Genomic DNA, 25,707 nt, shown 5'->3' on the forward strand with positions numbered 1-25,707 from the left:
GATTAATTGAGTAACAGATTAATGAGTGAAATTGTATTTGGTATTCACGCCGTAAAGGCGCTGCTCGACAGCAGTCCTCAGCGCTTTCAGGAAGTGTTTATCCTCAAAGGGCGTGATGACAAGCGCCTGCAGCCGCTGGTTAAAGAGCTGGAAGCCCAGGGTATTGTGGTGCAGATCGCTAATCGCCAGTGGCTGGACAGCCAGGTTGAAGGCGGCGTGCATCAGGGGATCGTGGCGCGGGTGAAGCCTGGCCGTCAGTATCAGGAAAGCGACCTGCCCGATCTGCTGGAAAGCCTGGACTCGCCGTTCCTGCTGATCCTTGATGGCATTACCGATCCGCATAACCTCGGTGCCTGCCTGCGCAGCGCCGATGCGGCGGGCGTTCACGCGGTGATTGTTCCGCGCGATCGTTCAGCGCAGCTGAATGCCACTGCCAAAAAAGTGGCAAGCGGTGCGGCAGAGCATGTACCGCTGATCACCGTGACGAACCTGGCCCGCACCATGCGCGTTCTGCAGGATGCTAACGTGTGGATTGTCGGTACCGCCGGTGAAGCCGATCACAATCTGTACCAGAGCAAAATGACCGGCCCGATGGCGCTGGTGATGGGTGCAGAAGGTGAGGGCATGCGTCGCCTGACCCGCGAGCACTGCGATGAGCTGATCAGCATTCCGATGTCTGGCAGCGTGTCGTCGCTGAACGTTTCTGTGGCAACCGGCGTTTGCCTGTTCGAAGCGGTGCGTCAGCGCAGCAGTAAGTAATCTCTCCGGGGCGTGACCTGCGCCCCGAATTTCCCTTCTTTATCCCCCCAGTTCCTGTCTGTCTCTCATACTGAATGAGTGCTAATGATAAGGATGCCGCGATGAACTGGAAAACGCATACCGTTTTTAATCAACCTCTCCCTCTGGCGAACAGCAACCTGTTTCTTTCTGACTCCCCTCTGCGTGATGCCGTGCTTCGTGAAGGCGCGGGTTGGGATGGCGATCTTCTGGCGTCGGTCGGGCAGCAGTTGGGCAGTGCCGAATCACTGGAACTGGGCCGGCTGGCCAACAGCTCTCCGCCCGAACTGCTGCGTTACGATCCCTGCGGCGAACGGCTGGATGATGTGCGCTTCCACCCGGCCTGGCATCTGCTGATGCAGGGGTTGACGGCCAATCGCGTGCATAACCTTCCCTGGCTGGATAACGCCCCGGAGACGGCTTTTGTTGCCCGTGCGGCGCGTTTTATGCTGCACGCCCAGGTCGAATCGGGCAGCCTCTGTCCGGTCACCATGACCTTCGGTGCCATTCCGTTATTACAGAAACATCTGCCTGCGGCATTTGCCGACTGGCTACCGCCCTTACTGTCCGATCGTTATGATGCGCACATCAAAGAGGCGCCCCTGAAAAGAGGGCTGCTGATCGGCATGGGGATGACCGAAAAACAGGGCGGGACCGATGTGCTCAGCAATACCACGCGCGCTGAGCCCGTTGCCTCACGCGGGAGTGGAGAATGCTATCAGCTCACCGGCCATAAATGGTTTTTCTCGGTGCCGCAAAGCGACGCGCATCTGGTTCTGGCTCAGGCAAAAGGCGGGCTATCCTGCTTTTTCCTGCCGCGACTGCTACCGGGTGGCGAGAAAAATGCGGTGCATATCGAACGGCTGAAAGAAAAGCTCGGCAATCGCTCCAATGCCAGCAGTGAAGTGGAATTTTTGGCTGCCAGCGGCTGGCTGATTGGTGAAGAAGGCGAGGGCGTCAGGCAGATCCTGAAAATGGGTGGCTATACCCGCTTCGACTGCGCGCTAGGCAGCCACGCCATGATGCGCCGCGCCTTCTCGGTCGCGCTGTATCACGCGCATCATCGTCAGGTGTTGGGGAAAAACCTCGTTGATCAACCGCTGATGCGGCAGCTGTTAGCTTCCCAGGCGCTGGTGCTGGAAGGGCAAACGGCGATGCTGATGCGGCTGGCGCGCGCCTGGTCCCATCAAGCCACGGCCTCGGAGACACTTTTCAGCCGACTTTTTACGCCCGCCGCCAAATATGTCGTCTGCAAACGCGGCATCGGCTTTGTGGCCGAGTCGATGGAAGTGCTCGGGGGTATTGGGTATTGCGAAGAGAGCGAGCTGCCGCGCATCTACCGTGAAATGCCGGTGAACAGCATCTGGGAAGGATCGGGAAACGTGATGTGCCTGGATGTGCTCAGGGTGCTGAGCAAGCAGCCTGGCGTCCGGGAGATGCTGTCAGCAGAATTCGACGCGGTGAAAGGACAGAACCGCCACTTCGACAGCTTATGGCGTCAGATTAAGCTTGCTGCCGGCAAACCGCAGGAAGCGCAGGCACGTAACCTGACTGAAGGCTTATTCGCGCTGGCCTGCGGTGTTCAGGTGATGACTCACCTGGAACCTGCGCTGGCGGATGCCTGGTGCCGCCAGATGCTGGATCGCAGAGGGTTTTCCCGTCTGCCCGAAACGGTGGCGGAACGGCTGTTATTGCGCGCCAGCGGCGGCTGAAGGGCCATACAGGATTGCACTGGAGTACCAGAGCCCAGGCATCACCGTCTCACTGACCAGCTGGATATAGTAATAGGTTGCCCCCGCTGCATTGGCCTTCGCGGCAATCGCGCGTTGTGCATCATCCGGAGAACCGCGCTCATTGACGCTGACGGTGCCGATTTTTCGCAGGTTAAGGCTTTGCGCGCGCGTGACTTCCTGCGCGTGTGAAGTCGGCGGAGGGGGAGGTTCTGGTGTGGTCTGTAACTGGCTACAGCCAACGGTCAGCAAAACCAAGAGGACTGTCAGTAACCGGCTCATAGTGCGATCTCAGCAGTGGGATAGCTCATAGTGTAAGCTATCCCACCGTGATTATTAGCCTTTCAGCGTAAATACACTGACCAGCTGGGTCAGATGGTGCCCTTTGCGGCTCAGTTCGTGGGCAGTCTGTTCAGAGGTCGACACCAGCTCGGTGTTCTGGTGCGTCGCCTGACCGATCTGGTTCATGGCAATGTTGACCTGACCAATTCCGGCGGACTGCTCTTTCGAGGCGATATTAATCTCACTCATCAGCACCTTCACCTGACCAATGCGACCCACGATATCCTCCATCGCTTTGCGCGTCTGCTCGGAAAGATCGTGCCCCTGAACCACTTTGCTTAACGAGTTTTCAATCAGTCCGTCGATCTCTTTCGCCGCATGCGCACTGCGTTGTGCCAGCGCGCGCACTTCGGCCGCCACCACCGCGAAGCCTTTGCCATGTTCACCCGCCCGTGCCGCTTCCACCGCCGCGTTCAGCGCCAGGATGTTGGTCTGGAAGGCAATCGATTCAATCACATGGGTGATGTCGGCAATGCTCTGCGACGCGCTTTTAATATCCGTCATGGTGACTACGGAGCGCGACACGGTCTCGCCGCCGTTTTGCACCACCGCAGAGGCTTCATCGACCAGAGTCAGCGCCTCAGAGACGTTAGCGGCGTTCTGCGCCACGGTCGCACTTAACTGCTCCATGCTGGCAGAGGTTTCTTCCACGCTGCTGGCCTGGCGGGAGATCTGCTCGCTGATGTTCTCACTACTCAGCGCGATGGCATCCGTCCCACTGCTGATCTCTTCTGCGGCTGCGCGGACCTGCGAAACAATCCGTTCCAAACCATCGCCAATGCCATTGATGGCCAGGATCAGCTGCCCGATTTCATCGTGACGTTGGGTGGTCAGCGTCGCCTGCAGGTTGCCTGCCGAGTAATGACGCGCCAGTTCGATCACTTCCTGCAGCGGCTTGCTTAGCCAGTGGCGGGTAGTGATGACGAAGCCGAGGGCAAACAGCAGCACCAGCGCAGCACCGATCAGCAGGAACAGATCGCGGGTCTGGTCAATCGGCGCCAGCAGGCTGGCCTTGTTCACTTCGCCGAGGATCACCCAGTTCCACTCCGGCAGATGGCGCCAGGTCATGATCTGGCGGCTGCCATCTTCGCCTTCCGCTTCCAGCATGCCCTTGTCCTGCCTCAACAGCTGCTGCTGAACCGCGTCTGACCAACGTGGCTGCTTGCCTTCCTCCGTTGGGTGGAACACGAAGTAGCCGTGATTTTTACCGGCCGCATTGTCCAGCACCACAAAATGGCCGGTTTCGCCCAGTTTCTTGGCGAGCACCTTCTGGCGAATTTCGGCATACTGCTTGGTGATGTCCACGCCGACAAACAGGATGGCAATAACCTTGCCTTCGCTGTCTTTGACCGGCTGATACTGGGTGATATAGCGCTTGCCGAACAGCATGCTCACGCCCTGATAAATTTCTCCTTTCTGCATCAGTTTCCAGGCCGGGCTGGTGTGATCCAGGCGGGTGCCAATCGCCCGTTCGCCGTCCTGCTTGCGCAGAGACGTGGAAATACGCATAAAGTCGTCGCCCATGCGCACAAAAATGGTGGAGATGGCGCCGGTACGCTGCTGGAAGTCATCAACCAGCACCTGATCGAGGTTAAGGGTTTTCAGCCCGGCGCGTAACGTGGGGGTCTGTTCCGCGCCAATGGTGATTTGCTGGCTGTCGTCCACGGAAAAACGCTTCGGTAAGAAGCTCTGGAAAAGCGCGGTGTAATTGGCGACTTCTTCGCTAAGCGTACTGTCAAACATCGACGCCATATCGCCAATGCCGCTGACCTGGTTATCCATATTTTCCTGGGTCAACGCCTGCAGCTGTTTTGCCGCATTGTGGGTCAGCGCCAGCGTCAGGATCAGGAACAATATGGCGACACTGAATGAGGTGATCACCGAGAGCTTGACGCCAAGGCTCCAGCGCCTGAATGAGAGTTTTTTCATGGGAGGCCTGTTGAAGGTTTAAGGGGCTTGCATCGGTTAACGGCAACAGACCTGAAACATTTAGTTTTTAATTTTGTGAGCAGGCTAACGGTTTTGATAATAAACTCAAATTCCATCGCAATCCGCTGGCGCCCTGTCAGTCCACCCTGTTTTCCATGGAGGCTTAATGATTGAGATTGCTACCGAATCTTTTGCCGGCATCGACTGTTTGCACGCCACGCCAGCCGGTAAACGCCACACGCCCTTACCGACCATTTTGTTCTGGCATGGCTTCACCTCTTCAAAAGAGGTGTACGCCTATTTTGCCGTCGAGTTGGCTCAGGCCGGTTTCCGGGTGGTGATGCCGGATGCTGATATGCACGGCGCGCGGTATAACGGCGACACGGAATTCCGGCTGACCCGTTTTTGGGAGATCCTGAAAAGCAATATTGATGAGGTGCCACGGATTGAGGCGGCATTACGCGAGCAGCATCTGATTGAAGAGGGCCGGTTTGCGGTGGCCGGCGCCTCAATGGGCGGCATGACCGCGCTGGGATCGATGGCCCGTTACGACCAGATTGCCTGCGTGGCCTGTATGATGGGATCGGGCTACTTTATGTCGTTGTCGCACACGCTGTTCCCGCCGCTGGTGGCCAAAACCGCCGAGCAGAAAAAGGAACTGGCAGACCGACTGGCGCCGTTAGCGGAGTATGACGTCAGCGGGCAGCTGGAAAAACTGGCTAACCGACCGTTGCTGGTCTGGCATGGCGAAGCGGATGAGGTGGTGCCTGCCGCAGAGAGCGTCAGGTTAGAAAAAGCGATGCGCGAAGCGAAGCTCGATGCGAATCTGACGTATATCGTCGAAAGCGGCATCGGGCATCGCATCACTCCGCCAGCACTGACAGCGATAGCGGCGTTTTTTAAGCATCATTTATAAGGCAAGTTCCCGGGGAAGCCCGGGACCCTTCACCGCTACAACTGTTTGGACAGTCGCTCTGCTGCGGTAGTTGGGGCTTTATGCGATGTTTTGTCTAACGGAGAAGGTATCCGGTTAATATAGACATAACTGTTCGCCGCATTGCTGGTGTAGCTTTTCACCTGCTGCTCGGTGCCGGTCGAAATGGCAAAGGCGGATGTGGAAAGGAAGAGACCTAGTAAGGAGGCGATTGCGATGGTTTTCATAATAACTCCACAATCTGGTAATACCGTCTGACGCGGACGTCAGGGTCGTGTCATAAGCAACCTGTATAGTTTAGCCCACCGCGACCTAAAAGGTATTAGTAATTCTTGCTGTTTTAGATCAACTTTTTTGAACAACTTTTAGGCTAAGCTGATGATCTCATTCAGTTAGCACAGAATGCCCCTGTGCCTGGCCGCGAAATTGACAAATTATTTACTCCCCGCCCCGACATTACCTTGAGTTTTTCCGGCCCCGCCAGTATGATTACGCGTCAATTTTTTCAGCCGCTCAAACATACACGTTCCTTGCTTCCATGGGCCGCGGCTGACCCTGACAGGAGGCTGAATAATCCGTAAGGAGCAAATTCGATGCGTCATTACGAAATCGTATTTATGGTACACCCTGACCAGAGCGAACAGGTTCCTGGCATGATCGAGCGTTACACTGGTGCTATCACTGGTGCAGAAGGCACGATTCACCGTCTGGAAGACTGGGGCCGTCGTCAGCTGGCTTACCCGATCAACAAACTGCACAAAGCACATTACGTTCTGCTGAACGTAGAAGCTCCGCAGGAAGTGATCGATGAGCTGGAAACTAACTTCCGCTTCAACGACGCCGTTATCCGCAGCATGGTTATGCGCGTTAAGCACGCGGTAACTGAAGCATCTCCGATGGTTAAAGCGAAAGATGAGCGTCGTGATCGTCGCGAAGATTTTGCTAACGAAACCTCTGATGATGCAGATGCTGGGGATTCTGAAGAGTAATTTACCGTGACGGCTAATCGGCTGACGTTGTCTGGCACCGTGTGCAAGACACCGACGCGTAAAGTGAGCCCGTCAGGTATTCCACATTGCCAGTTCGTGCTTGAGCACCGTTCCGAGCAGGTGGAAGCCGGTTTTACCCGGCAAGCTTGGTGTCGTATGCCGGTCATTATTAGCGGCAAAGCGCATCAGCACATTACTCAAAGTATAACGGTCGGCACGCCTCTCACCGTTTCAGGTTTCATTAGCAGCCATCAAGGGCGTAATGGACTGAATAAGACGGTGTTGCATGCCGAGCAGATTGAATTGATAGATTCTGGAGACTAGCCTAATGGCACGTTATTTCCGTCGTCGCAAGTTCTGCCGTTTCACCGCGGAAGGCGTTGTAGAGATTGATTACAAAGATATCGCTACGCTGAAAAACTACGTTACCGAAAGTGGTAAAATTGTCCCGAGCCGTATTACCGGTACTCGTGCAAAATACCAGCGTCAGCTGGCCCGCTGCATCAAGCGCGCTCGCTACTTGTCCCTGCTGCCATACACTGATCGTCATCAGTAATATCGGCCGCTGTCTATTAACGACTTTAAGAGGATAAGGTAATGCAAGTTATTCTGCTTGATAAAGTAGCAAACCTCGGTAACCTGGGTGACCAGGTTAACGTTAAAGCGGGCTACGCTCGTAACTTCCTGGTACCACAGGGCAAAGCTGTTCCTGCTACCAAGAAAAACGTTGAGTTCTTCGAAACACGTCGTGCAGAACTGGAAGCTAAACAAGCTGACGTTCTGGCTGCATCTAATGCACGTGCTGAGAAAATCAACGCACTGGGCAACGTTACCATCGCGTCTAAAGCAGGCGACGAAGGTAAACTGTTCGGTTCCATCGGTGCTCGCGACATCGCTGATGCAGTTACTGCAGCTGGCGTTGAAGTGAACAAGAGCGAAGTTCGCCTGGCGAACGGCGTTCTGCGTACTACCGGTGAGCATGAAGTTGAGTTCCAGGTTCACAGCGATGTGCTGGCAAAACTGATTGTAAACGTGGTTTCAGCAGCTTAATCGCTAACGTTACCGCATAAAAACGCCGGCCACGTGCCGGCGTTTTTGTTTTTGTCGATCGGGCTTTATTGCGCGCGAATAAAGGATCCGTCTGGCTGGCGGGTAAACAAAATCTGCCCGTTATCCGTATCTACCGTTAATCCATTCACCACGCCCTGCGCATTCTGACGCACACGCACTGCCTGACCGGTTTTCAGATTACTCAGCGGCTTATCGTCGCCTTCCACCCGCGCCATCGCGAACACATCATTCACGGCTAAATTATTGTCGCGGAACAGTTGCGCCAGCGTCTGGCCGGATGCGATTTGATAGCTGTGCCAGGTGCCCTGAGAATCATTGCTGGTTTTCGCCGGCGCCTGAGGCGTTTCCGGCTGCTGGTCGTTAATCTCCGCCTGCATCGGCACCTCTGTTCCGGACGACGAGTCAGCCGTGATGGGCCTTTGCGGCTGCACAGGCGAGGGCGCTGGCCAGAGGAACGCCAGTAATATCACAATGATAGCGAGAATGATCCCCCGACGATGGCCCGGCGGCAGCGGGTCCATCCAGCGGACGGAATCAGGCAGGTGCCAGATCTGGCGGAAGACGTGGGGTACTCGTGATGCTGAAGACGCTTTGGGCATTGCGTCATCCTCCTGGCGCGAACCACGCGCAAATAGTGAGCTTTTTGCTATCCGGTGAAACCACCCGTTTAGAGAAAGCGACTGGCTTTTCCTTCGCCTGCGGGCAAGATGGCCCATTTTGACCTCGACTAAAATATAGCTGATAACGCATTGTGCGTGCGGAGTTTATTCCGCCCATGGGATCCGCGTATTGTTTCCTTTTAGCCAGCAAAAGTCACCTGAAGAAGATGCCATTTTACGCCCGTTGCCTGCGCTGTTATGCTTCGTCTTCTGTTTTTATCAATGATGAAAGGAAATTCCATGACTACCCCTTCTTTTGACAGCGTAGAAGCGCAAGCAAGTTACGGTATCGGTTTACAGGTTGGCCAGCAGCTGCTGGAATCTGGACTGCAGGGTCTGCAGCCAGAAGCATTGCTGGCAGGCCTGCGCGATGCGCTGGAAGGGAACGCCCCTGCTGTACCTGTTGACGTTGTTCACCGTGCGCTGCGTGAAGTTCATGAGCGTGCTGATGCCGTGCGTCGTGAGCGCCAGCAGGAAATGGCAGTAGAAGGTCAGAAATTCCTGCAAGACAATATCAAGCGTGAAGGCGTGAGCAGCACCGAGTCTGGTTTACAGTTCAGCGTGATTGCGCAGGGCGAGGGTGCTATCCCATCCCGTCAGGATCGCGTACGCGTGCATTACACCGGTAAACTGATCGATGGCAGCGTGTTCGACAGCTCTGTACAGCGTGGCGAGCCGGCTGAGTTCCCGGTTAGCGGCGTTATCCCAGGCTGGATTGAAGCGCTGACGCTGATGCCAGTGGGTTCCAAATGGGAGCTGGTTATCCCTCATGAGCTGGCTTACGGTGAGCGTGGTGCGGGTGCCTCTATCCCGCCATTCAGCACCCTGGTGTTTGAAGTTGAGTTGTTAGAAATCCTGTAAGATTTCGGGCCAGGGACGCCTGGCCCACTCATCATTACTTCTGCAAATCTAGCTGATAAACGGCAAACCCCACCTCATCAGTCCCTTTCTGCTGTAACGGATACTGCGCGTGCTCGCGAATAAACTGAGCGGCTTTCTCACCTGGTGAGGTTCCAAAGCGAATATCCAGCGGCGTGGCACTCTCAATGTGCGCCAGCTTCCAGTTATTATCCGCCTGCGGTTTCACTTCTCCCTGCGCTTTGGTCTGCGCGCTGATATACGCCGCCACTACCGAGCGGTTCTCATCCGGCGAGGCGAAGGCAATATGGCTTTCACCGGTTCCGGCGAACTTGCCGCCATACGCGCGGTAGTTATTGGTGGCCACCAGGAACGTCGCCTGCGGTTCGATGGCTTTGCCGTTGTAGGTCAGATCTTTGATACGTGAGGCATTGGCATTGAGCGGCTGACATTCGGCGTCGTATTTCGCCGGTTGGGTGACATCAATGCGGTAATTAACGCCGTCAATCACATCAAAGTTATAGGTGCGGAAATCCCAGTTAATCAGCGACTGCGGTTTGCTGCTGTGGATATCAATCTGATTGAACTGGCCGGCGGAGCACTCCAGCCACTCTTTAACCTCTTTGCCACTGACTTTCATCACGACCAGCGTATTAGGATAAAGATACAGATCGGCGGCATTACGGAAGGTCAGCTGTCCTTTTTCCACTTCCACATAACTGGCGGGATCGTTCTTGCGGCCACCGGCTTTAAACGGCGCGGCTGCCGTCAGTACCGGCAGGTTAGCCAGATCCGGATCGCCCTGAATATAGCGCTGCACGTAGTCGCGCTGGGCGTTATTCACAATCTGCACGGTCGGATCGTCCTGCACCAGTGACAGATAGCTGTACATCACATCCGCCGACTTGCCGATAGGCTTGCTGACAAACTCGCGGGTAGCATCGTGATTGTGCTTCATCACCTTCAGCAAGGCCTGATCTTCCGCCGCCAGCGATTTTTTCGCTGTCTTGTCGTAAATCGGGCGCGCTTCGGCCTTCGCGCTGCTAACCTGCCAGTGCCCCTGCTGATTATCCAGCACCAGATCGACCACACCGAGGTGATCGCCCCACATGCCGGGCATGACGGCCGGAATGCCGTTCAGCGTGCCCTGTTTGATGTCAGCGCCTTTAATGCTGGCAAAGTCGGCGCTCGGGAACACCGCATGCGCATGACCAAACAGGATTGCATCAATCCCCGGCACCTGGCTGAGGTAGTAGACGGAGTTTTCGGCCATCGCCTTATACGGATCGCCAGACAGTCCGGAGTGCGGAATCGCGACGACCAGATCGGCACCGGCTTTGCGCATTGCCGGCACCCATTTGCGGGCGGTTTCGGTAATGTCATTCACCGTGACTTTACCGGTCAGGTTGGTTTTGTCCCAGACCATAATTTGCGGCGGCACAAAGCCGATATAGCCGACCTTCAGCGTATGTTTTTTCCCGTCACGGTCCGTGACCTCGACCTCCTTAATCAAATAAGGGGTGAACAGCGGCTTGCCGGTTTTGACATCAATGATGTTGGCGTTGATATACGGGAACCGCGCGCCGCTAATCGCTTTATGCAGGTAGTCCAGGCCATAGTTGAATTCGTGGTTTCCAAGGTTGCCGACGGTATAATCGAGGGTATTCATCGCTTTATACACCGGATGCACTTCACCCTGCTGCAGACCTTTGGCCGCCATATAATCGCCAAGCGGACTTCCCTGAATAATATCGCCGTTGTCGACCAGCACGCTGTTGGTTGCTTCTTTGCGCGCGGCGTCAATCAGCGTAGCGGTTCGCACCAGGCCAAATTTCTCCGTGGGCGTGTCTTTGTAATAGTCAAAGTCCATCATATTGCTGTGCAGATCGGTGGTTTCCAGCAGGCGAAAATCCACCGTGGCCGCATGCAGTGAGGTCGCAACCAGCAATGCTGCGAGGGTATAAACAGGCTTAATCATCATTTCTCCGTAAATTTCGATGCCATCACTCCCTAACATCTCAAATTTTTATGAAACTGTTACGTTGTGTCTCACATAACTGTGATCTGCCACAAATATTTACCTCTTATGACCCTGGCGAGATAAACAGGGGGTTCCGGGAGAGAAAATGAATTATGCTGTTGATAACTAAGGTCAACTTTTTACCTAATCTGTCGAAATCAGCGGGCCTGGCCCGCAGCGCGACAGGCGGCTAAAATTCAGCTGCTATGATCAGTAGAGGTTTTTAGCTGTAAAAAAGGCGGCCTGATACGTAACACCTGCCGGCAGAGTCCGGCATCAAGATGCTAATCAAGAGGTGGAAAATGTTAGACAAAATTTGCCAGCTGGCCAGGGAAGCAGGCGATGCAATCATGAAGGTGTATGACGGACAGGCACCGATGGATGTGGCTCACAAGTCCGATGATTCGCCGGTGACGGCGGCGGATATTGCAGCTCATAACGTGATTGTTCAGGGGCTGACCGACCTCTCCCCGGAAATCCCGATACTGTCGGAAGAAGATCCGGCGGGTTGGGAGGAGCGTCAGCACTGGCAGCGTTACTGGCTGGTGGATCCGCTGGACGGCACCAAGGAATTCATTAAGCGCAACGGCGAGTTTACCGTCAACATCGCGTTAATCGAAAACGGCAAGCCGGTGCTGGGTGTGGTGTACGCGCCGGTGCTGCAGGTAATGTATTCCGCAGCTGACGGTAAGGCATGGAAAGACGAGGGCGGTCATCACGAGCAGATTCAGGTGCGTGAAGCGCATCCGCCTCTGGTGGTCGTCAGCCGCTCCCATTCAGACACCGAGCTGGAAGACTATTTAAGCCAGCTGGGTGAGCACCAGACCACGGCCATCGGCTCCTCGCTGAAGTTCTGCCTGGTGGCAGAAGGCAAAGCGCAGCTTTATCCACGCTTCGGACCAACCAATATCTGGGACACCGGCGCAGGTCACGCGGTCGCCATCGCTGCCGGTGCTTACGTGCATGACTGGAAGGGCAAAACACTCGACTACACGCCGCGTGAATCCTTCCTCAACCCAGGCTTCCGCGTTTCGCTGTTCTGATTCGTGTTTGGATAGGCATGTCGTCTGGATGTTCTGGCGGTAGGTTCAGCTGAGTTTGTCGCAGGGAGATAGCAAGTCGTCTGTGGAAACTTGTGGCAAGCTCAGGGAGAGAAGGTTGAACGCAAAGACGCCGTAAACCCATCCCTGGGGGCTCAGCGGCGACATCCCTGTCGCCGAAGACTCGCTATCAACCTTCTCTCCCTTCCCCAAAGCTTCAGCGTTGCCTGTTCTTATCGGGCAACAGACTTCAAAACCCACCCAACAACCTGCTTTTGACGTGTGCGTCCACCAAGCCACTCAACGACACCAATGCTATTGGGTGGCAGCATAGAGCGCGTTAGCCGAGTGTCTGCGGCAGGGATGCCGCAGCCAAGCCTCCAGGGATGGATTCACGGCGTCCCGGATAACGCGCTCTATGCTGACGCCTTACCACCAGAGCGGCCTTTGACCTGTGTGACCACCAAACCCACCCAACGACGCCGTACCACCCGAGCAGCCTTTGACCCAACTCCAACCTGGATACCGCGCCTCACTCCAGTAACTTATGTACCAGTGCCACCACGTTCTTCACTTCATCCTGCGTCAGCGCACCGTCTTTGGCGAAGCGTACCTTGCCGTCTTTATCCAACACCACAATCGCCGATCCGGCATCATCCAACTGCCAGGCCTTTTTGGCCACGCCGTTGCTGTCGACGATGAACTGCGACCACGGAAACTGCTTCTTGTTGTTCTCGATGCTGCTGCGAACGAACATCCCGGTGCCGGGGATCGCATCGTCGGTGTTGACGATGGTGGTGGTCTGATAACGATCATGCGGAAACTTCGCCGACTTAATGGCTTCAATCAACGCCGCATTCTTCTCCTTGGAAGAAGAGCGCCCGGCAATATGCTGGATCACCCGCACCTTGCCCGGCAGTTTCGCACTGTTCCAGTTCTGATAACTGAAATCATCCTGCTTCAACACCAGCTCACCTTTATCCGTGATGCCCACGGCAGGCACGCGTTGCCCTTCTGCAAAACCATGTGCGCCGGCAAATGAGGAGAAACACAGCGCGATAAGAACAAAAAATAAGCGAACGGTATTCATGGACTCGACCTTTTGATGTGATCCGACCAGTTAGTCATGTTCCTGCAATAATAAGCGCAGAAGATGCTGCTGTCGCATCGGAATAACATCTTTGCAACACACAGCACAAATCCCTTTCAATTGAAGGTTTATACTGTTTCGACATAACCAGCAGGCAGTCTGTACTGTCATGATGTGTAAAAACAGGAAAAAAAGTCGGTTTTCGGACTTCAGGAAGGCGATGTTGGTCTATAGTGAATCCACTTTGCGCTGCAAGGATTCGTACCGAAATTGGACACGACGCAGCGCACATATCTTTTTCAGGAGTATTACCAGCATGAAGATCTTTCAGCGATATAATCCGCTGCAGGTGGCCAAATACGTAAAAACACTGTTTCGCGGCAGGATATACATCAAAGACGTAGGCGCATTTGAGTTCGATAAAGGCAAAATCTTGATCCCACGCGTTAAAGATAAACAGCATTACAGCGTGATGTCAGAAGTGAACCGCCAGGTATTGCGATTACAAACCGAATTTAACTAAAAAATAAGGCGCGAATTCTCGCGCCTTTCTGTTTCCTGCTTCCCGCTACGACTCTTCCGGCACCGGCGTTAACACCGACGCCGCCGTGGTTGGACGGGCATCAATCCGCGTCACCAACAGCTGATCGATACGGTAGCTGTCGATATCCACCACTTCGAACTTATAACCGTGGAACTTCACAAAGTCGGTGCGTTTCGGGATCTTGCGCAGCATAAACATCATAAAGCCGCCAATGGTCTCGTAGTTACCGGACTGCGGGAACTCATCAATATGCAGCACGCGCATCACGTCATCAATCGGCGTGCCGCCTTCAACCAGCCACGAATTCTCGTCACGGGCCACAATCTGCTCTTCCATGCCCTGACCGACCAAATCGCCCATCAGAGTGGTCATCACGTCGTTCAGCGTGATAATGCCGACCACCAGTGCGTACTCATTCATGATCACCGCGAAGTCTTCGCCGGCGGTTTTGAAACTTTCCAGCGCTTCTGACAGCGTTAAGGTATCCGGCACGATCAGCGCGGAACGGATCTGCACGCCGCTGTTCAACGCCATACTCTGATGGCCCAGCACCCTTAACAGCAGCTCCTTCGAATCGACATAGCCGACGATATGGTCAATATCTTCATTACACACCAGGAACTTGGAGTGCGGATGATTAGCGATTTTTTCCTTCAGGCTGTCTTCGTCTTCGTGCAAATTGAACCAAACGATGTTCTCACGGGAAGTCATCGAAGAAGGCACGGTGCGGGACTCCAGCTCAAACACGTTTTCAATCAGCTCATGCTCCTGCTTACGCAGCACGCCAGCCAGCGCACCCGCTTCCACAATGGCGTAGATATCATCGGAAGTGATGTCGTCTTTACGCACCAGCGGGATTTTAAACAGGCGGAAAATGATGTTAGCGCCGCCGTTAAAGAACCACACCAGCGGACGGAAGATAAACAGACAAAAACGCATCGGGTTGATGATCTTCAGCGCGACTTGCTCTGGCGCGATCATCCCCAGACGTTTTGGGAACAGGTCAGCAAACAGGATAAACAGGCTGGTCACCACGGTGAATGAACAGATAAAACTCAGCTGCTCGGCCAGTTCCGGGGAGGTGAAGCGTAGAAAAAGAGAACGAAATGCCGGAGAGAAGGCGGCGTCGCCCACAATACCGCCTAAAATAGCCACGGCGTTCAGGCCGATTTGCACCACGGTGAAAAACATCCCGGGTGTTTCCTGCATCTTCAACACGCGCTGCGCGTTGATATTGCCGGTATCCGCCAGCAGCTTCAGCTTGATTTTACGGGCTGCAGCCAACGAGATTTCTGACAATGAGAAAAATGAGCTGATCGCAATCAGCAGTACGATGACAAGCAAACTGTCTAACATAAAACATCCATAAAATGGCTCGATTCAGTAACGATCAGGTGAAAGTGCCCGGAACCGGCCTTGAGTTTAATTACTTGTCATTTTTGGCCTGGGCAGCGTTTGAGGATCTGCGGACATCATGTCCCGTGATAAGAGCTCGGCTATCCGTGCCAAAAATGTCTGCGCCTGTTCGGCAAGATTGCCGGGGCAGAAGTCAGTCAATAAGCCGTCAGACGACTTGTGCAAAGGATTATAGCCGTGCCGCCGCATGCTTACAATTGCGGCGATGGGCTGGGTGAGATTAATCCGAGTCTGGTTGAGGAGAGTGCCGAAGTAACATTCGATCACGATCCTGTGTTGTAACGTGTCGATACTTTGCACACAATAAGTTAATAAATTTGGCTTTACGGGCAAATAGAGGGCCATAAGCGGCAAAAAGTTGCCATGCTTACAGGATCCCGCGCCTGGAAAGAACGTAAAGAAAGCGTTGTGCCCAACTGGAATAAGGGCCGGCATCATAATCAGGAGTCAGCGTGCCACGAATTCATGTTTATTGCATGTTAGGTCTTTTAGCTGCTGCACCGTTCGCTGAAGCAGCGACCGTGCGTTTGCAGGTGACGGGGTTATCGGGGGAGTTACAAAAGAACGTCCGTGCGCGGTTGTCCACCATTTCGAGCGATGAAGTCTCGGCGGATGGCCGTTTCCGTGCCCGTGTCAGTGATGCGGTAAAAGAAGGCCTGAAGGCGCTGGGCTATTACGAACCGACCATCGAGTTCGATCTGCAACCGCCGCCGGCGGGCGGTAAAAGGCCGGTGCTGGTGGCGAAAGTCACCGCCGGCGAACCGGTGAAGCTGGCCGGCGAAACGGTGGTCCTGCGAGGCGAAGCCCGCACCGATAAAGATTACCTGGCGCTGGTCAAAAATGGCCGTGGCAAAATCGGCGGCGTACTGAACCACAGTGATTATGACGGCTTTAAAAGCTCTCTCAGCAACATGGCGCTGCGCAAAGGCTACTTCGATGGTGACTACACAAAAAGTCAGCTGGGTGTCTCTGTAGAGCGCCGTGAGGCCTTCTGGGATATCGATTACGACAGCGGCCAGCGTTACCGCTTTGGCGACGTCAGCTTTGAAGGCTCGCAAATTCGTGAAGAGTATCTGCAAAACCTGGTGCCGTTTAAAAAGGGCGACTATTACAGCTCTCGTGACCTGGCGGAACTGAACCGCCGTTTATCCGCCACAGGCTGGTTTAACTCGGTAGTGGTAGCACCAGAATTCAGTAAATCACGAAAAACCAAAATTCTTCCGCTGCATGGCGTCGTCAGCCCACGCACCGAGAACACCATTGAAACCGGTGTCGGCTACTCCACCGATGTCGGGCCTCGGGTAAAAGCCACCTGGAAAAAGCCGTGGGTCAACAGCTACGGCCACAGCCTGACCACCAGTGCCAATATCTCCGCCCCTGAACAGCAGCTGGATTTCAGCTATAAAATCCCGCTGCTGAAAAATCCCATTGAGCAGTACTACCTGCTGCAGGGCGGCCTGAAAAAAACCGACCTCAACGACACCAAATCCGACTCCTCCACGCTGGCGGCCTCCCGTTACTGGGACTCGTCTTCCGGCTGGCAGCGCGCGATTAACCTGCGCTGGAGCCTCGATCACTTTACTCAGGGTAACGTCACCAACACCACCATGCTGATCTACCCTGGCGTCAGCGTTAACCGCACCCGCTCCCGTGGCGGACTGATGCCGACCTGGGGCGATTCGCAGCGTTACTCGTTAGATGTCTCTGACACCACATGGGGATCGGATATCGACTTCGCGGTGGTGCAGGCGCAGAACGTCTGGATCCGTACGCTGGCAGATAAACACCGCTTTGTGGCCCGTGGCAACCTCGGCTGGATTGAAACCAATGACTTCGACAAAGTGCCGCCGGACCTGCGTTTCTTCGCCGGTGGCGATCGCAGCATTCGTGGTTATAAATACAAAGGCATCTCGCCGCGCGATGACGATGGCAAGCTGACCGGTGCGTCCAAGCTGGCGACCGGCTCGCTGGAATATCAATACAACGTGACCGGCAAATGGTGGGGCGCAGTGTTCGTCGACTCCGGCGAAGCGGTGAATGACATCAAACAGACCGATCTGAAAACCGGCGCCGGTTTTGGCGTGCGCTGGCAGTCGCCGGTCGGCCCGGTCAAGCTGGATATCGCCCGTCCTATCGGCGATGACGAACATCGTGACGTACAGTTTTATATCGGATTGGGGCCTGAACTATGAGTCGTTGGAAAAAGGTCCTTATTGGAATCCTGATCTTCCTGCTGGTGCTGCTGGGCGGCATCGCCTTTTTAATTGGCACCACGCCCGGCCTGCATCTGCTGCTTAACGGCGCCGCGCGCTGGGTTCCGGGGCTGCAAATCAAACAGGTCGAGGGCGGCTGGCGAAACCTGACGCTGACCGGCGTGCAGTATGAAATGCCGGGCGTCACGGTTAACGCCGGCGAGTTCCACCTCGCGGTAAAGTTGGGCTGCCTGAAACACAGTGCGTTCTGCGTCAACGACCTGTCGCTGAAAGATGTGAATGTGGTGGTCGACAGCAAGAAAATGGCGCCGGCGGCACCTGCACCGGCGGAAGAAGAGCCGTCCTCGGGCGATCTCAGCACGCCGTATCCGATCACCTTGCGTCAGCTTGCGCTGCACAATATCAATGTGAAGGTGGATGACACGGCGATTTCCCTCGCCGACTTCACCTCCGGCATCAGTTGGCAGGGCCGCGCGCTGACGCTGAATCCTACCCATATTCAGGGGCTGCTGATCGCACTGCCAAAGGCGGCGAAAGTGGCCGATGAACAGATTGTGCAGCCAAAAGTGCAGCAGCCGAAGGCCGACGAACCGCCGCTGGGCGAAACGCTGAAAGCGATGTTTGCCAAACCGTTGCTGCCGGATCTGCCTGATTTCAACATGCCGCTGGATGTCGATGTTCAAGAGATCCTTGGCGAGCAGTTGCGCATCACCGGCGATACCGATATCACCGTTAACCGCCTGTTAGTGAAAGCGAAAACTCAGGACAAACTGCTGCATCTGGAAACGCTGAATGTCGACTCGCCGCAGGGACAGCTAAACGCCCAGGGACAAGCGACGCTGTCTGACAACTGGCCGGTGAACTTCACGCTCAACAGCACCGTCAACGTCGATCCGATCAAAGGTGAGAAGATCAAAATGACGCTGGACGGGGGCCTGCGCGAGCAGCTCAATATGGCGTTGAATCTTTCTGGTCCGGTTCAGGTGCAGATGGACGGCAATACCCGCCTGGCCGACGTTGGCCTGCCGCTGTCTGTGAACGTGAAGAGCCCGCAGCTGCGCTGGCCGCTGACCGGTGAAATTCAGTACGAAGTAGATAATTTCAACTTCAGCTTTAAAGGCAAAGCGACGGATTACGCGATGTCGCTGAAGGCCGCGCTGAAAGGGCAGGGCATTCCGCCTGCCACGGTAGCGCTGGACGGCAAAGGCAATATCGAGCAGTTCTCGCTGGATAAACTGCGTCTCGCGGCGCTGGAAGGCAATATTGACCTGACGGCGCTGGTGGACTGGAGCAAGGCAATCAGCTGGCGCAGCGATCTGACGCTGTCTGGCATCAATACCGCGAAGCAATATCCTGACTGGCCGGCGAAGCTGGAAGGTCACATCTCCACGCGCGGCAGCCTGTATGGCGGCAGTTGGCAGATGCGCGTGCCGGAACTGAAACTGCGCGGCAACGTCAAGCAGAACGCGGTCACCGCAGACGGTTCCCTATACGGCAACAGCTATAACCAGTGGGATATTCCGGGCCTGAAGCTGGTGCTGGGCCGCAACAATATCAACCTGAAGGGATCGCTGGGCGACAAGCTCAACCTGGATGCCGATATTGATGCGCAGCATCTGGACAACGCGTTGCCAGGCCTTGGCGGCGTGGCGAAAGGCACCATCAAAGCCCGTGGCGATCTGAAAAAGCCGCAGCTGCTGGCGGATCTGACCGCGACGGGACTGCGCTGGCAGGCGCTGACCATTGCCCGCGTTGCGCTGAACGGCGACGTCAGTTCCGGCGAGCAGGTTCAGGGTAAGCTGACGCTGAAGGTCGATCGACTGAAGCAGGATGCGCTGGATATCTCGCAAATCACTCTGGATGCCAGCGGCAGCGAAAAACAGCATCAGCTGAAGCTGAATATCGACGGCAAGCCGGTCTCGGGCCAGCTGGCGCTGAACGGCAGTTTTGACCGGGCTGAGCAGCGCTGGAAAGGCACGCTCAACAACACCCGCTTCGATACCCCGGTCGGTGAATGGCGCCTGACGCGCCCAATCACGCTGGATTATCTCAACAGCAAGCAGACCGTCAGCATCGGGCCGCACTGCTGGCTCAATCCGAATGCCGAGCTCTGCGTGCCGCAAACCATTGAAGCCGGGCCTTCCGGCCACGCCAAAGTGCAGCTCAATCGCTTCGACCTGGCGATGGCCAAGCCGTTCCTCACGGAAGACACCCAGCTTCGCGGCGTGTTCAGCGGTGATGCGGACGTCAGTTGGACCGCCGGCGGTGGTTTACCGCAGGGCCGCGTCTCGCTGAAAGGCAACGGCGTGAAGGTCGAGCAGAACGTGCAGGGCAACACGCTGCCGATTGCGTTCGACACGCTGAACCTGAATGCCGCGATGCGCAATGGCCGCGCTCAGTTGGACTGGCTGATCCGCATTGCCAATAACGGTCAGCTGGATGGCAACGTACAAATTGCCGATCCCGAGGGCAAGCGCACGCTGTCAGGCAATGTGAATATCGCCAACCTGTCGCTGGCGCTGCTGAACCCGGCGCTGATGAGAGGCGAAAAGGTCGCGGGGATCGTCAGTTCCAACCTTCGTCTGGGCGGCAGCCTGCAGAAACCGCAGGTGTTCGGTCAGCTTGGGCTGAAGAACGTGGATGTCGACGGCAGCTTTATGCCGGTCGACCTGACCAGCGCCAACCTTAATATGGTGTTCAACGGCATGAGCTCGACGCTGGAAGGGCTGATTCAGACCTCGAAAGGGCAGCTGACCTTAAGCGGTGGCGCGGACTGGAGTGTGCTGGATGCCTGGCGGGCGCGGATCGCCGCCAAGGGCGATAAAATCCGCGTGACGGTGCCGCCGATGGTGCGGATGGACGTCTCGCCGGACCTGGTATTTGAAGCGACGCCGCAAATGTTCAACCTCGATGGTCGCGTTGATATTCCGTGGGCGCGCATCAACGTGCAGGAAGTGCCGGAGAGCGCGGTGGGCGTGTCGTCGGATGAAGTGCTGCTGGATAAAAACCTGCAGCCTATCGCACCGAAATCGACCGCTATTCCGATTAACAGCAACCTGGTGATCCACGTCGGTGACGATGTGCGCATCAGCGCCTTTGGTCTGAAAGCCAAACTGAATGGCGATCTGAAAATGGTGCAGGACCGTCGTGGCCTGGGCCTGAACGGCCAGATCAACATTCCTTCCGGCCGCTTCCATGCTTACGGACAGGATCTGATTGTGCGCAAAGGTGAGCTGCAATTCTCCGGTCCGGCGGATCAGCCGTACCTGAATATTGAAGCGATCCGTAACCCGGAAGCGACGGAAAATGATGTTACCGCCGGCGTGCGCGTCACCGGGCTGGCCGATGAGCCGAAGGTGGAAGTGTTCTCCGATCCGGCAATGTCACAGCAGGAAGCCTTGTCCTACCTGCTTCGCGGACAGGGTCTGGACTCGAATGGCAGCGACAGCAGTGCAGTAACCTCAGCATTAGTGGGATTGGGACTTGCACAAAGTGGTCAGGTTGTGGGTAAAATCGGGGAGACCTTTGGCGTAAGCAATCTCGCCCTGGATACGGCCGGCGTCGGTGTCAGCCAGCAGGTCCAGGTCAGCGGCTACGTTCTGCCGGGTCTACAGGTAAAATACGGTGTTGGCATATTTGATTCACTGGCGACCTTAACCCTGCGTTATCGCCTGATGCCCAAGCTCTATTTGGAAGCAGTGTCTGGTCTCGACCAGGCCCTGGATTTGCTTTATCAGTTTGAGTTCTAGCAATGCGAATAATTGTCTACGGCACCTTAAGACGGAAGCAAGGCAACAGTCATTGGATGACCAACGGGCAGTGGCTGGGCGATCATAAGATCGACGGCTACGCGCTTTATAGTTTAGGTCTTTACCCCGGCGTTGTTGCGGGTAGCGGGCAGGTTGCCTGTGAAGTTTACCGTATCGATGCGTCCACACTGGGCGAGCTCGATGCACTCAGAACCAAGGGCGGGGAGTACAAGCGTGAGCTGGTGCAAACGCCTTACGGCAGCGCCTGGCTCTATGTGTATCAGCGTTCGATTGTCGGGAGAGAGCATATTGTCAGCGGCGACTGGCTGCAACAAAATGCACCCAAACCCACCTGAGGTTGCTGCAAATAAAAACACCGCTCAGTGAGCGGTGTTTTTTTTCGTCTTCGTCGCGAGAATTACTTCTTCGCAGCGCGCTCGAAAGAGGTCACGATTTCAGCTTTCGCTGCGGCCGCGTCGTCCCAGCCTTCAACTTTCACCCATTTGCCTTTTTCCAGCGCTTTGTATTGCTCGAAGAAGTGAGTGATCTGCGCACGCAGCAGTTCTGGCAGGTCGTTCACATCTTTGATGTGATCGTATTCTTTGGTCAGCTTGCTGTGCGGAACGGCAACAACCTTGGCATCTTCGCCAGATTCGTCGGTCATTTTCAGCACGCCAACAGGACGGCAACGGATAACCGAGCCCGGCTGCAGCGGATAGGCGGTAGGGACCAGTACATCTACCGGGTCACCGTCTAAAGACAGGGTGTGGTTGATGTAACCGTAGTTGCACGGATAGAACATCGCGGTAGACATAAAGCGGTCAACGAACAGGGCACCGGTATCTTTGTCGACTTCATATTTGATCGGATCGGCATTGGCCGGGATCTCAATAACAACATAGATATCTTCTGGCAGGTCTTTGCCCGCTGGAACCTGGGTCAAACTCATGGTCAATTCCTTCATTCAGCCTTAAACAAGTGACGCTCATTATAGCCAACTGAGTTGGAAAGTATCCCCCCTTTTTGCCCTTTAGGAATGCTCCAGTACTGGCCTTACGGCCTGTAGGGAGAATCTTCACCTTCGATGCGCGGATGGCCCCTTGTTAAGGGTTGCCGCTGTTGCCATCCGCCAACGATTTCAGCGCTAAGGCCTGGTTTTTTACCAGGCTTACGCTTTGCGCGCCCACCTGTAATGACGCCATGGTGCCGCCATCGCTCAGCCGCGCTTTGGTGGCATCCAGCCAGCTGTCGCGGTATTTCAGCCAGGCACGCTGCGCGGTGCGTAATTTGGCTTTCTGCTCACTGTTTAGCGTGGCTGTCAGTTTGCCGTATTGCTGATTCATTTCACTGTCCCAGGCCTGATTCGCTGCGCTAAAACACTGCTGCATGGCCACGGTGGTAGAGGCTTTATCCAGGCATTGTTGCTGGGCGGTATCAATCGGGCTCACGTCTGCGTGGCCGTAAAACGCCATTAACAGGCCTGTAATCGCAATGGTTTTTTTCATCGGACAATTCCTTCTGTAGGGTCATGGGCAAAAATTGATCCTTATCAAGTCAGCCGCAGTCGTCAATCCTTTTCACTTCATCAGTGCTAAAGATTGCCCGCGACCCTGCCGATACCTTCTTCGCTTTTTGGGTTCCTGGACTATTTGCTTTTTCGAGGGTCACACAAAATCATGCTTAGAAAAATTTCGATTCGAACGGGGTTATTAGTGTTGTTAGCGCTGATGACGCTGATGCTACTGGGCGTTAGCCTGATGGGCATCGTTGCCATTAACAAAGGGAATCGATCGCTGGAGGTGGTCAACCGCATTCAGGGTATCGAGTTAAACAGCTTATCGCTTACCAATAACAGCCTGCTTCGTGCACGCACCACGGCAGCGTTATCGGTAAGGAAGATGGAAATAGGGATGATTGATGAGGCCACCCTGGCCACTCAGCGGGTCAGTACCTATATCGATCTCTCAAAAAAAGGCTTAAAAACCTTTGTTGATGCCGGCACGGTGACCGCGCATGGCAAAAAGCTCTCCGATGACATTGTCGCCAGTTATGACCTCTATCTGCAGCAGGGCATCATGCCGATGCTGGATGCGCTGCAAAAGCAGAACACCGACGGTTATTACACCGTTCTGGAAGAAAAGCTCACCGCGTTAAATAACACCTTTACCAAAGCGGCCGATGCTTTCAACGTCTATGCCAATCAGGTCACGGATGCGCAGCTGGCGGAAGCCGCTCACAACCAGAAAATGCTGACCCTTTTGATCCTGTGCTGCGGCGTTCTGACGGTGATCCTGCTTTCCGTCGCCTGGCTGCTGTTGCGGGCGATCCTGCTGAAACCGCTCGAGTCCGCCATCGGGCATCTGGAATTCGTCGCCGCAGGCGATTTAACCCAGGCACTGCCGGAAAGTGGCAACAATGAGCTGGGACGACTGAATGCGGCGCTGGCGGCGATGCAGAGCTCTCTGCAGCTCTCGGTCAGCCGGGTGCGCGATGCCAGCCTGCAAATTGATATCGGCAGCCGTGAGCTCTCTTCGGGCAACATCAACCTCTCTCAGCGCACCGAGGAGTCAGCGGCGTCGCTGGAGCAAACTGCCGCCAGCATGGAGCAACTGACGGCGACGGTGAAGCTGAATGCCGATAACGCCAGCCAGGCGCATCAGCTGGCAAGGTCGGTTTCTGACAGCGCCGATCGTGGTAGCGAAGTGGTGAGCTACGTGATGGATAAGATGCAGGAGATCTCCAACAGCTCTAAGCGCATTGGCGACATCCTCGGCGTGATTGACGGCATCGCCTTCCAGACCAACATCCTCGCGCTGAACGCCTCTGTAGAGGCCGCACGCGCCGGAGAACAGGGCAGAGGCTTTGCCGTGGTCGCCAGCGAGGTGCGCAACCTGGCGCAGCGCAGTGCCACGGCGGCGAAAGAGATCCGCACGCTGATCGCTGAATCGCAAAGCCGGGTCAGCGAAGGCTCGGAGATGGCGACCAAAGCCGGAGAGACCATGGACGAAATCGCCAGCGAAGTGATGCGGGTGACCACGCTGATGAAGGAGATTTCCAGCGCGTCTCAGGAGCAGAGTCATGGCATCGAGCAGGTGAACCAGGCGGTGACGCAGATGGATGAGGTGGCACAGCAGAATGCCGCGCTGGTCGAGCAGGCGATGGCCGCCACCCAGTCGCTGGAGGAGCAGTCGCAGCAGCTGGTGCAATCAATGGCGGTGTTTAAGGTCAGCCCAGCCTGACAGGCTGCTTAAAGACGGGAAATAAAAAGGGCGATCGTCAGATCGCCCTTTTTTTATCTGGCTCGCAGGAGGCGTTACGCGTCCGGGAATTCGCGCAGGAAACGTTCCTGATCTTCTACCATCGCGGTATTACCGACGAAGAACGGTGAACGCTCGTGCAGGGTTTCCGGGGTCAGATCCAGAATACGGTTTTTACCGTCGCTGGCTTTACCGCCGGCCTGCTCGGCCAGGAAGGCCATCGGGTTGCACTCATACAACAGGCGCAGCTTGCCTTTCGGGTGGCTGGCGGTGCTTGGGTAGAGGTAGATGCCGCCTTTCAGCAGGTTGCGGTGGAAATCTGCAACCAGAGAACCGATGTAACGTGAGGTATACGGACGATGCGTGGCAACGTCTTCTTCCTGACAGAACTTCAGGTATTTCTTCACGCCCTGAGGGAAACGGATGTAGTTTCCTTCGTTAATGGAGTAGGTGTAGCCCGCTTCCGGGAACTCCATTTTTTCCGCGCTAAGGCAGAATACGCCCAGTGACGGGTCGTAGGTGAAGGCGTGAACGCCACAGCCGGTGGTGTAAACCAGCATGGTGGACGAACCGTAAACCACATAACCCGCAGCAACCTGCTGGTTGCCCGGCTGCAGGAAGTCTTCTTCCGTGACTGGCGTGCCGGCTGGGGTGATACGACGGTAGATGGAGAAGATGGTGCCCACAGAGACGTTAACGTCGATGTTTGACGAGCCATCCAGCGGATCCATCAGCACCACGTACTTGCCGTTCTCGACACCTTCGAAGATCACGATCTCATCTTCTTCTTCGGAGGCGATACCGGCAACGATCCCGCGCGCTTTCAATGCTGCTTTGAGTTTTTCATTGGCAAACAGATCGAGCTTCATCTGCTGCTCGCCCTGAATGTTCTCTACGCCGGAGGCGCCGAGAATATCCACCAGACCGGCTTTGTTGATATCACGGTGGATAATCTTCGCGCCCAGTTTGATGGCTGAAATCAGCGCCGTCAGTTCACCTGTGGCGTGAGGAAAGTCGTGTTGCTTCTCGACGATGAATTCGCCTAACGTTTTCATAACACTATCCCTGAATCTGCGGTTGAACAGCAGC

Annotated in this window: 25 protein-coding genes; 14 read left to right on the plus strand and 11 right to left on the minus strand. The window is 55.4% G+C overall.

Annotation, left to right across the window (positions count from 1 at the left end):
- The first annotated feature begins 21 nt into the window (after positions 1–21).
- On the plus strand, positions 22–759 hold the full coding sequence (gene rlmB, locus EBC_RS03850; protein WP_013200497.1) for a 23S rRNA (guanosine(2251)-2'-O)-methyltransferase RlmB: 738 nt from the start codon (positions 22–24) through the stop codon (positions 757–759).
- A gap of 101 nt (positions 760–860) precedes the next feature.
- Positions 861–2,489: an isovaleryl-CoA dehydrogenase gene (locus EBC_RS03855; protein WP_013200498.1), complete on the plus strand. Its 1,629-nt coding sequence runs from the start codon at positions 861–863 to the stop codon at positions 2,487–2,489.
- Here EBC_RS03855 and bsmA read toward each other — a convergent pair.
- The gene (bsmA, locus tag EBC_RS03860; RefSeq protein WP_041691873.1) at positions 2,466–2,789 is read right to left on the minus strand and encodes a biofilm peroxide resistance protein BsmA; all 324 of its coding nucleotides are present in this window, start codon (positions 2,787–2,789) and stop codon (positions 2,466–2,468) included. The genes EBC_RS03855 and bsmA overlap by 24 nt on opposite strands.
- A gap of 54 nt (positions 2,790–2,843) precedes the next feature.
- On the minus strand, positions 2,844–4,778 hold the full coding sequence (locus EBC_RS03865) for a methyl-accepting chemotaxis protein (protein WP_013200499.1): 1,935 nt from the start codon (positions 4,776–4,778) through the stop codon (positions 2,844–2,846).
- Positions 4,779–4,944: 166 nt separating this feature from the next.
- Here EBC_RS03865 and yjfP point away from each other — a divergent pair, with 166 nt between their 5' ends.
- Complete coding sequence (yjfP, locus tag EBC_RS03870; protein ID WP_013200500.1) at positions 4,945–5,694, plus strand: esterase; 750 nt, start codon at positions 4,945–4,947, stop codon at positions 5,692–5,694.
- Positions 5,695–5,729: 35 nt separating this feature from the next.
- Here yjfP and EBC_RS03875 read toward each other — a convergent pair whose 3' ends face one another.
- Positions 5,730–5,939, minus strand: a complete 210-nt coding sequence (locus EBC_RS03875; protein ID WP_041691874.1) for a hypothetical protein — start codon at positions 5,937–5,939, stop codon at positions 5,730–5,732.
- A gap of 366 nt (positions 5,940–6,305) precedes the next feature.
- Here EBC_RS03875 and rpsF point away from each other — a divergent pair, with 366 nt between their 5' ends.
- From rpsF to rplI, 4 genes are read left to right on the plus strand one after another with little or no spacing between them, the layout of a single operon-like run.
- Positions 6,306–6,701 carry a 30S ribosomal protein S6 gene (rpsF, locus tag EBC_RS03880; protein ID WP_013200501.1) on the plus strand — a complete coding sequence of 132 codons (396 nt, stop codon included), beginning with the start codon at positions 6,306–6,308 and terminating at the stop codon, positions 6,699–6,701.
- 6 nt (positions 6,702–6,707) lie between these two features.
- A complete protein-coding gene (priB, locus tag EBC_RS24970) occupies positions 6,708–7,025 on the plus strand; it encodes a primosomal replication protein N (protein ID WP_071822094.1) in 318 nt (105 codons plus the stop codon).
- Between the two features lie 4 nt (positions 7,026–7,029).
- Positions 7,030–7,257, plus strand: coding sequence for a 30S ribosomal protein S18 (gene rpsR, locus EBC_RS03885; protein WP_004392491.1), 228 nt, complete (start codon positions 7,030–7,032; stop codon positions 7,255–7,257).
- A 41-nt stretch (positions 7,258–7,298) separates the two neighbouring features.
- Positions 7,299–7,751 (plus strand): 50S ribosomal protein L9, encoded by a 453-nt coding sequence (gene rplI / locus EBC_RS03890; protein WP_013200502.1) that lies wholly within the window; start codon positions 7,299–7,301, stop codon positions 7,749–7,751.
- 65 nt (positions 7,752–7,816) lie between these two features.
- Here rplI and EBC_RS03895 read toward each other — a convergent pair whose 3' ends face one another.
- Positions 7,817–8,371, minus strand: a complete 555-nt coding sequence (locus EBC_RS03895; protein ID WP_013200503.1) for a LysM-like peptidoglycan-binding domain-containing protein — start codon at positions 8,369–8,371, stop codon at positions 7,817–7,819.
- A 300-nt stretch (positions 8,372–8,671) separates the two neighbouring features.
- On the opposite strand from EBC_RS03895, the gene fklB reads away from it, so the two are divergent.
- Entirely contained in the window at positions 8,672–9,292 is a 621-nt protein-coding gene (gene fklB / locus EBC_RS03900) for an FKBP-type peptidyl-prolyl cis-trans isomerase (RefSeq protein ID WP_013200504.1), read from the plus strand.
- 34 nt (positions 9,293–9,326) lie between these two features.
- Here fklB and EBC_RS03905 read toward each other — a convergent pair whose 3' ends face one another.
- Entirely contained in the window at positions 9,327–11,267 is a 1,941-nt protein-coding gene (locus tag EBC_RS03905; protein WP_013200505.1) for a bifunctional 2',3'-cyclic-nucleotide 2'-phosphodiesterase/3'-nucleotidase, read from the minus strand.
- Positions 11,268–11,611: 344 nt separating this feature from the next.
- Between EBC_RS03905 and cysQ the strand changes: the two genes are divergently transcribed.
- Positions 11,612–12,352 carry a 3'(2'),5'-bisphosphate nucleotidase CysQ gene (gene cysQ / locus EBC_RS03910; RefSeq protein ID WP_013200506.1) on the plus strand — a complete coding sequence of 247 codons (741 nt, stop codon included), beginning with the start codon at positions 11,612–11,614 and terminating at the stop codon, positions 12,350–12,352.
- A gap of 529 nt (positions 12,353–12,881) precedes the next feature.
- On the opposite strand, the gene EBC_RS03915 is transcribed toward cysQ, so the two are convergent.
- Positions 12,882–13,439 carry a YtfJ family protein gene (locus tag EBC_RS03915; protein WP_013200507.1) on the minus strand — a complete coding sequence of 186 codons (558 nt, stop codon included), beginning with the start codon at positions 13,437–13,439 and terminating at the stop codon, positions 12,882–12,884.
- A gap of 316 nt (positions 13,440–13,755) precedes the next feature.
- Here EBC_RS03915 and EBC_RS03920 point away from each other — a divergent pair, with 316 nt between their 5' ends.
- Positions 13,756–13,962: a DUF1107 domain-containing protein gene (locus tag EBC_RS03920; protein ID WP_013200508.1), complete on the plus strand. Its 207-nt coding sequence runs from the start codon at positions 13,756–13,758 to the stop codon at positions 13,960–13,962.
- 45 nt (positions 13,963–14,007) lie between these two features.
- Here the strand turns inward: EBC_RS03920 and EBC_RS03925 are convergent, their stop codons facing one another.
- Positions 14,008–15,339 (minus strand): hemolysin family protein, encoded by a 1,332-nt coding sequence (locus EBC_RS03925; protein ID WP_013200509.1) that lies wholly within the window; start codon positions 15,337–15,339, stop codon positions 14,008–14,010.
- A gap of 66 nt (positions 15,340–15,405) precedes the next feature.
- Complete coding sequence (locus tag EBC_RS03930) at positions 15,406–15,837, minus strand: hypothetical protein (protein ID WP_041691875.1); 432 nt, start codon at positions 15,835–15,837, stop codon at positions 15,406–15,408.
- A 38-nt stretch (positions 15,838–15,875) separates the two neighbouring features.
- Between EBC_RS03930 and tamA the strand changes: the two genes are divergently transcribed.
- The 3 genes from tamA to EBC_RS03945 are packed head-to-tail and all read left to right on the plus strand — an operon-like array spanning position 15,876 to position 21,717.
- Complete coding sequence (tamA, locus tag EBC_RS03935; RefSeq protein WP_013200510.1) at positions 15,876–17,591, plus strand: autotransporter assembly complex protein TamA; 1,716 nt, start codon at positions 15,876–15,878, stop codon at positions 17,589–17,591.
- The gene (gene tamB, locus EBC_RS03940) at positions 17,588–21,361 is read left to right on the plus strand and encodes an autotransporter assembly complex protein TamB (protein ID WP_013200511.1); all 3,774 of its coding nucleotides are present in this window, start codon (positions 17,588–17,590) and stop codon (positions 21,359–21,361) included. Before tamA ends, tamB begins: the two co-directional genes overlap by 4 nt.
- A gap of 2 nt (positions 21,362–21,363) precedes the next feature.
- A complete protein-coding gene (locus tag EBC_RS03945) occupies positions 21,364–21,717 on the plus strand; it encodes a gamma-glutamylcyclotransferase family protein (RefSeq protein WP_013200512.1) in 354 nt (117 codons plus the stop codon).
- A 62-nt stretch (positions 21,718–21,779) separates the two neighbouring features.
- On the opposite strand, the gene ppa is transcribed toward EBC_RS03945, so the two are convergent.
- Both ppa and EBC_RS03955 read right to left on the minus strand, forming a co-directional pair.
- The gene (gene ppa, locus EBC_RS03950) at positions 21,780–22,310 is read right to left on the minus strand and encodes an inorganic diphosphatase (protein WP_013200513.1); all 531 of its coding nucleotides are present in this window, start codon (positions 22,308–22,310) and stop codon (positions 21,780–21,782) included.
- Positions 22,311–22,464: 154 nt separating this feature from the next.
- Entirely contained in the window at positions 22,465–22,866 is a 402-nt protein-coding gene (locus EBC_RS03955; protein WP_013200514.1) for a lysozyme inhibitor LprI family protein, read from the minus strand.
- A 171-nt stretch (positions 22,867–23,037) separates the two neighbouring features.
- Here EBC_RS03955 and EBC_RS03960 point away from each other — a divergent pair, with 171 nt between their 5' ends.
- Positions 23,038–24,600 carry a methyl-accepting chemotaxis protein gene (locus tag EBC_RS03960; protein WP_013200515.1) on the plus strand — a complete coding sequence of 521 codons (1,563 nt, stop codon included), beginning with the start codon at positions 23,038–23,040 and terminating at the stop codon, positions 24,598–24,600.
- 74 nt (positions 24,601–24,674) lie between these two features.
- Here the strand turns inward: EBC_RS03960 and fbp are convergent, their stop codons facing one another.
- Positions 24,675–25,673 (minus strand): class 1 fructose-bisphosphatase, encoded by a 999-nt coding sequence (fbp, locus tag EBC_RS03965; RefSeq protein WP_013200516.1) that lies wholly within the window; start codon positions 25,671–25,673, stop codon positions 24,675–24,677.
- Between the last annotated feature and the right edge of the window lie 34 nt (positions 25,674–25,707).

This window comes from Erwinia billingiae Eb661, from assembly GCF_000196615.1.
Taxonomy (GTDB): domain Bacteria; phylum Pseudomonadota; class Gammaproteobacteria; order Enterobacterales; family Enterobacteriaceae; genus Erwinia; species Erwinia billingiae.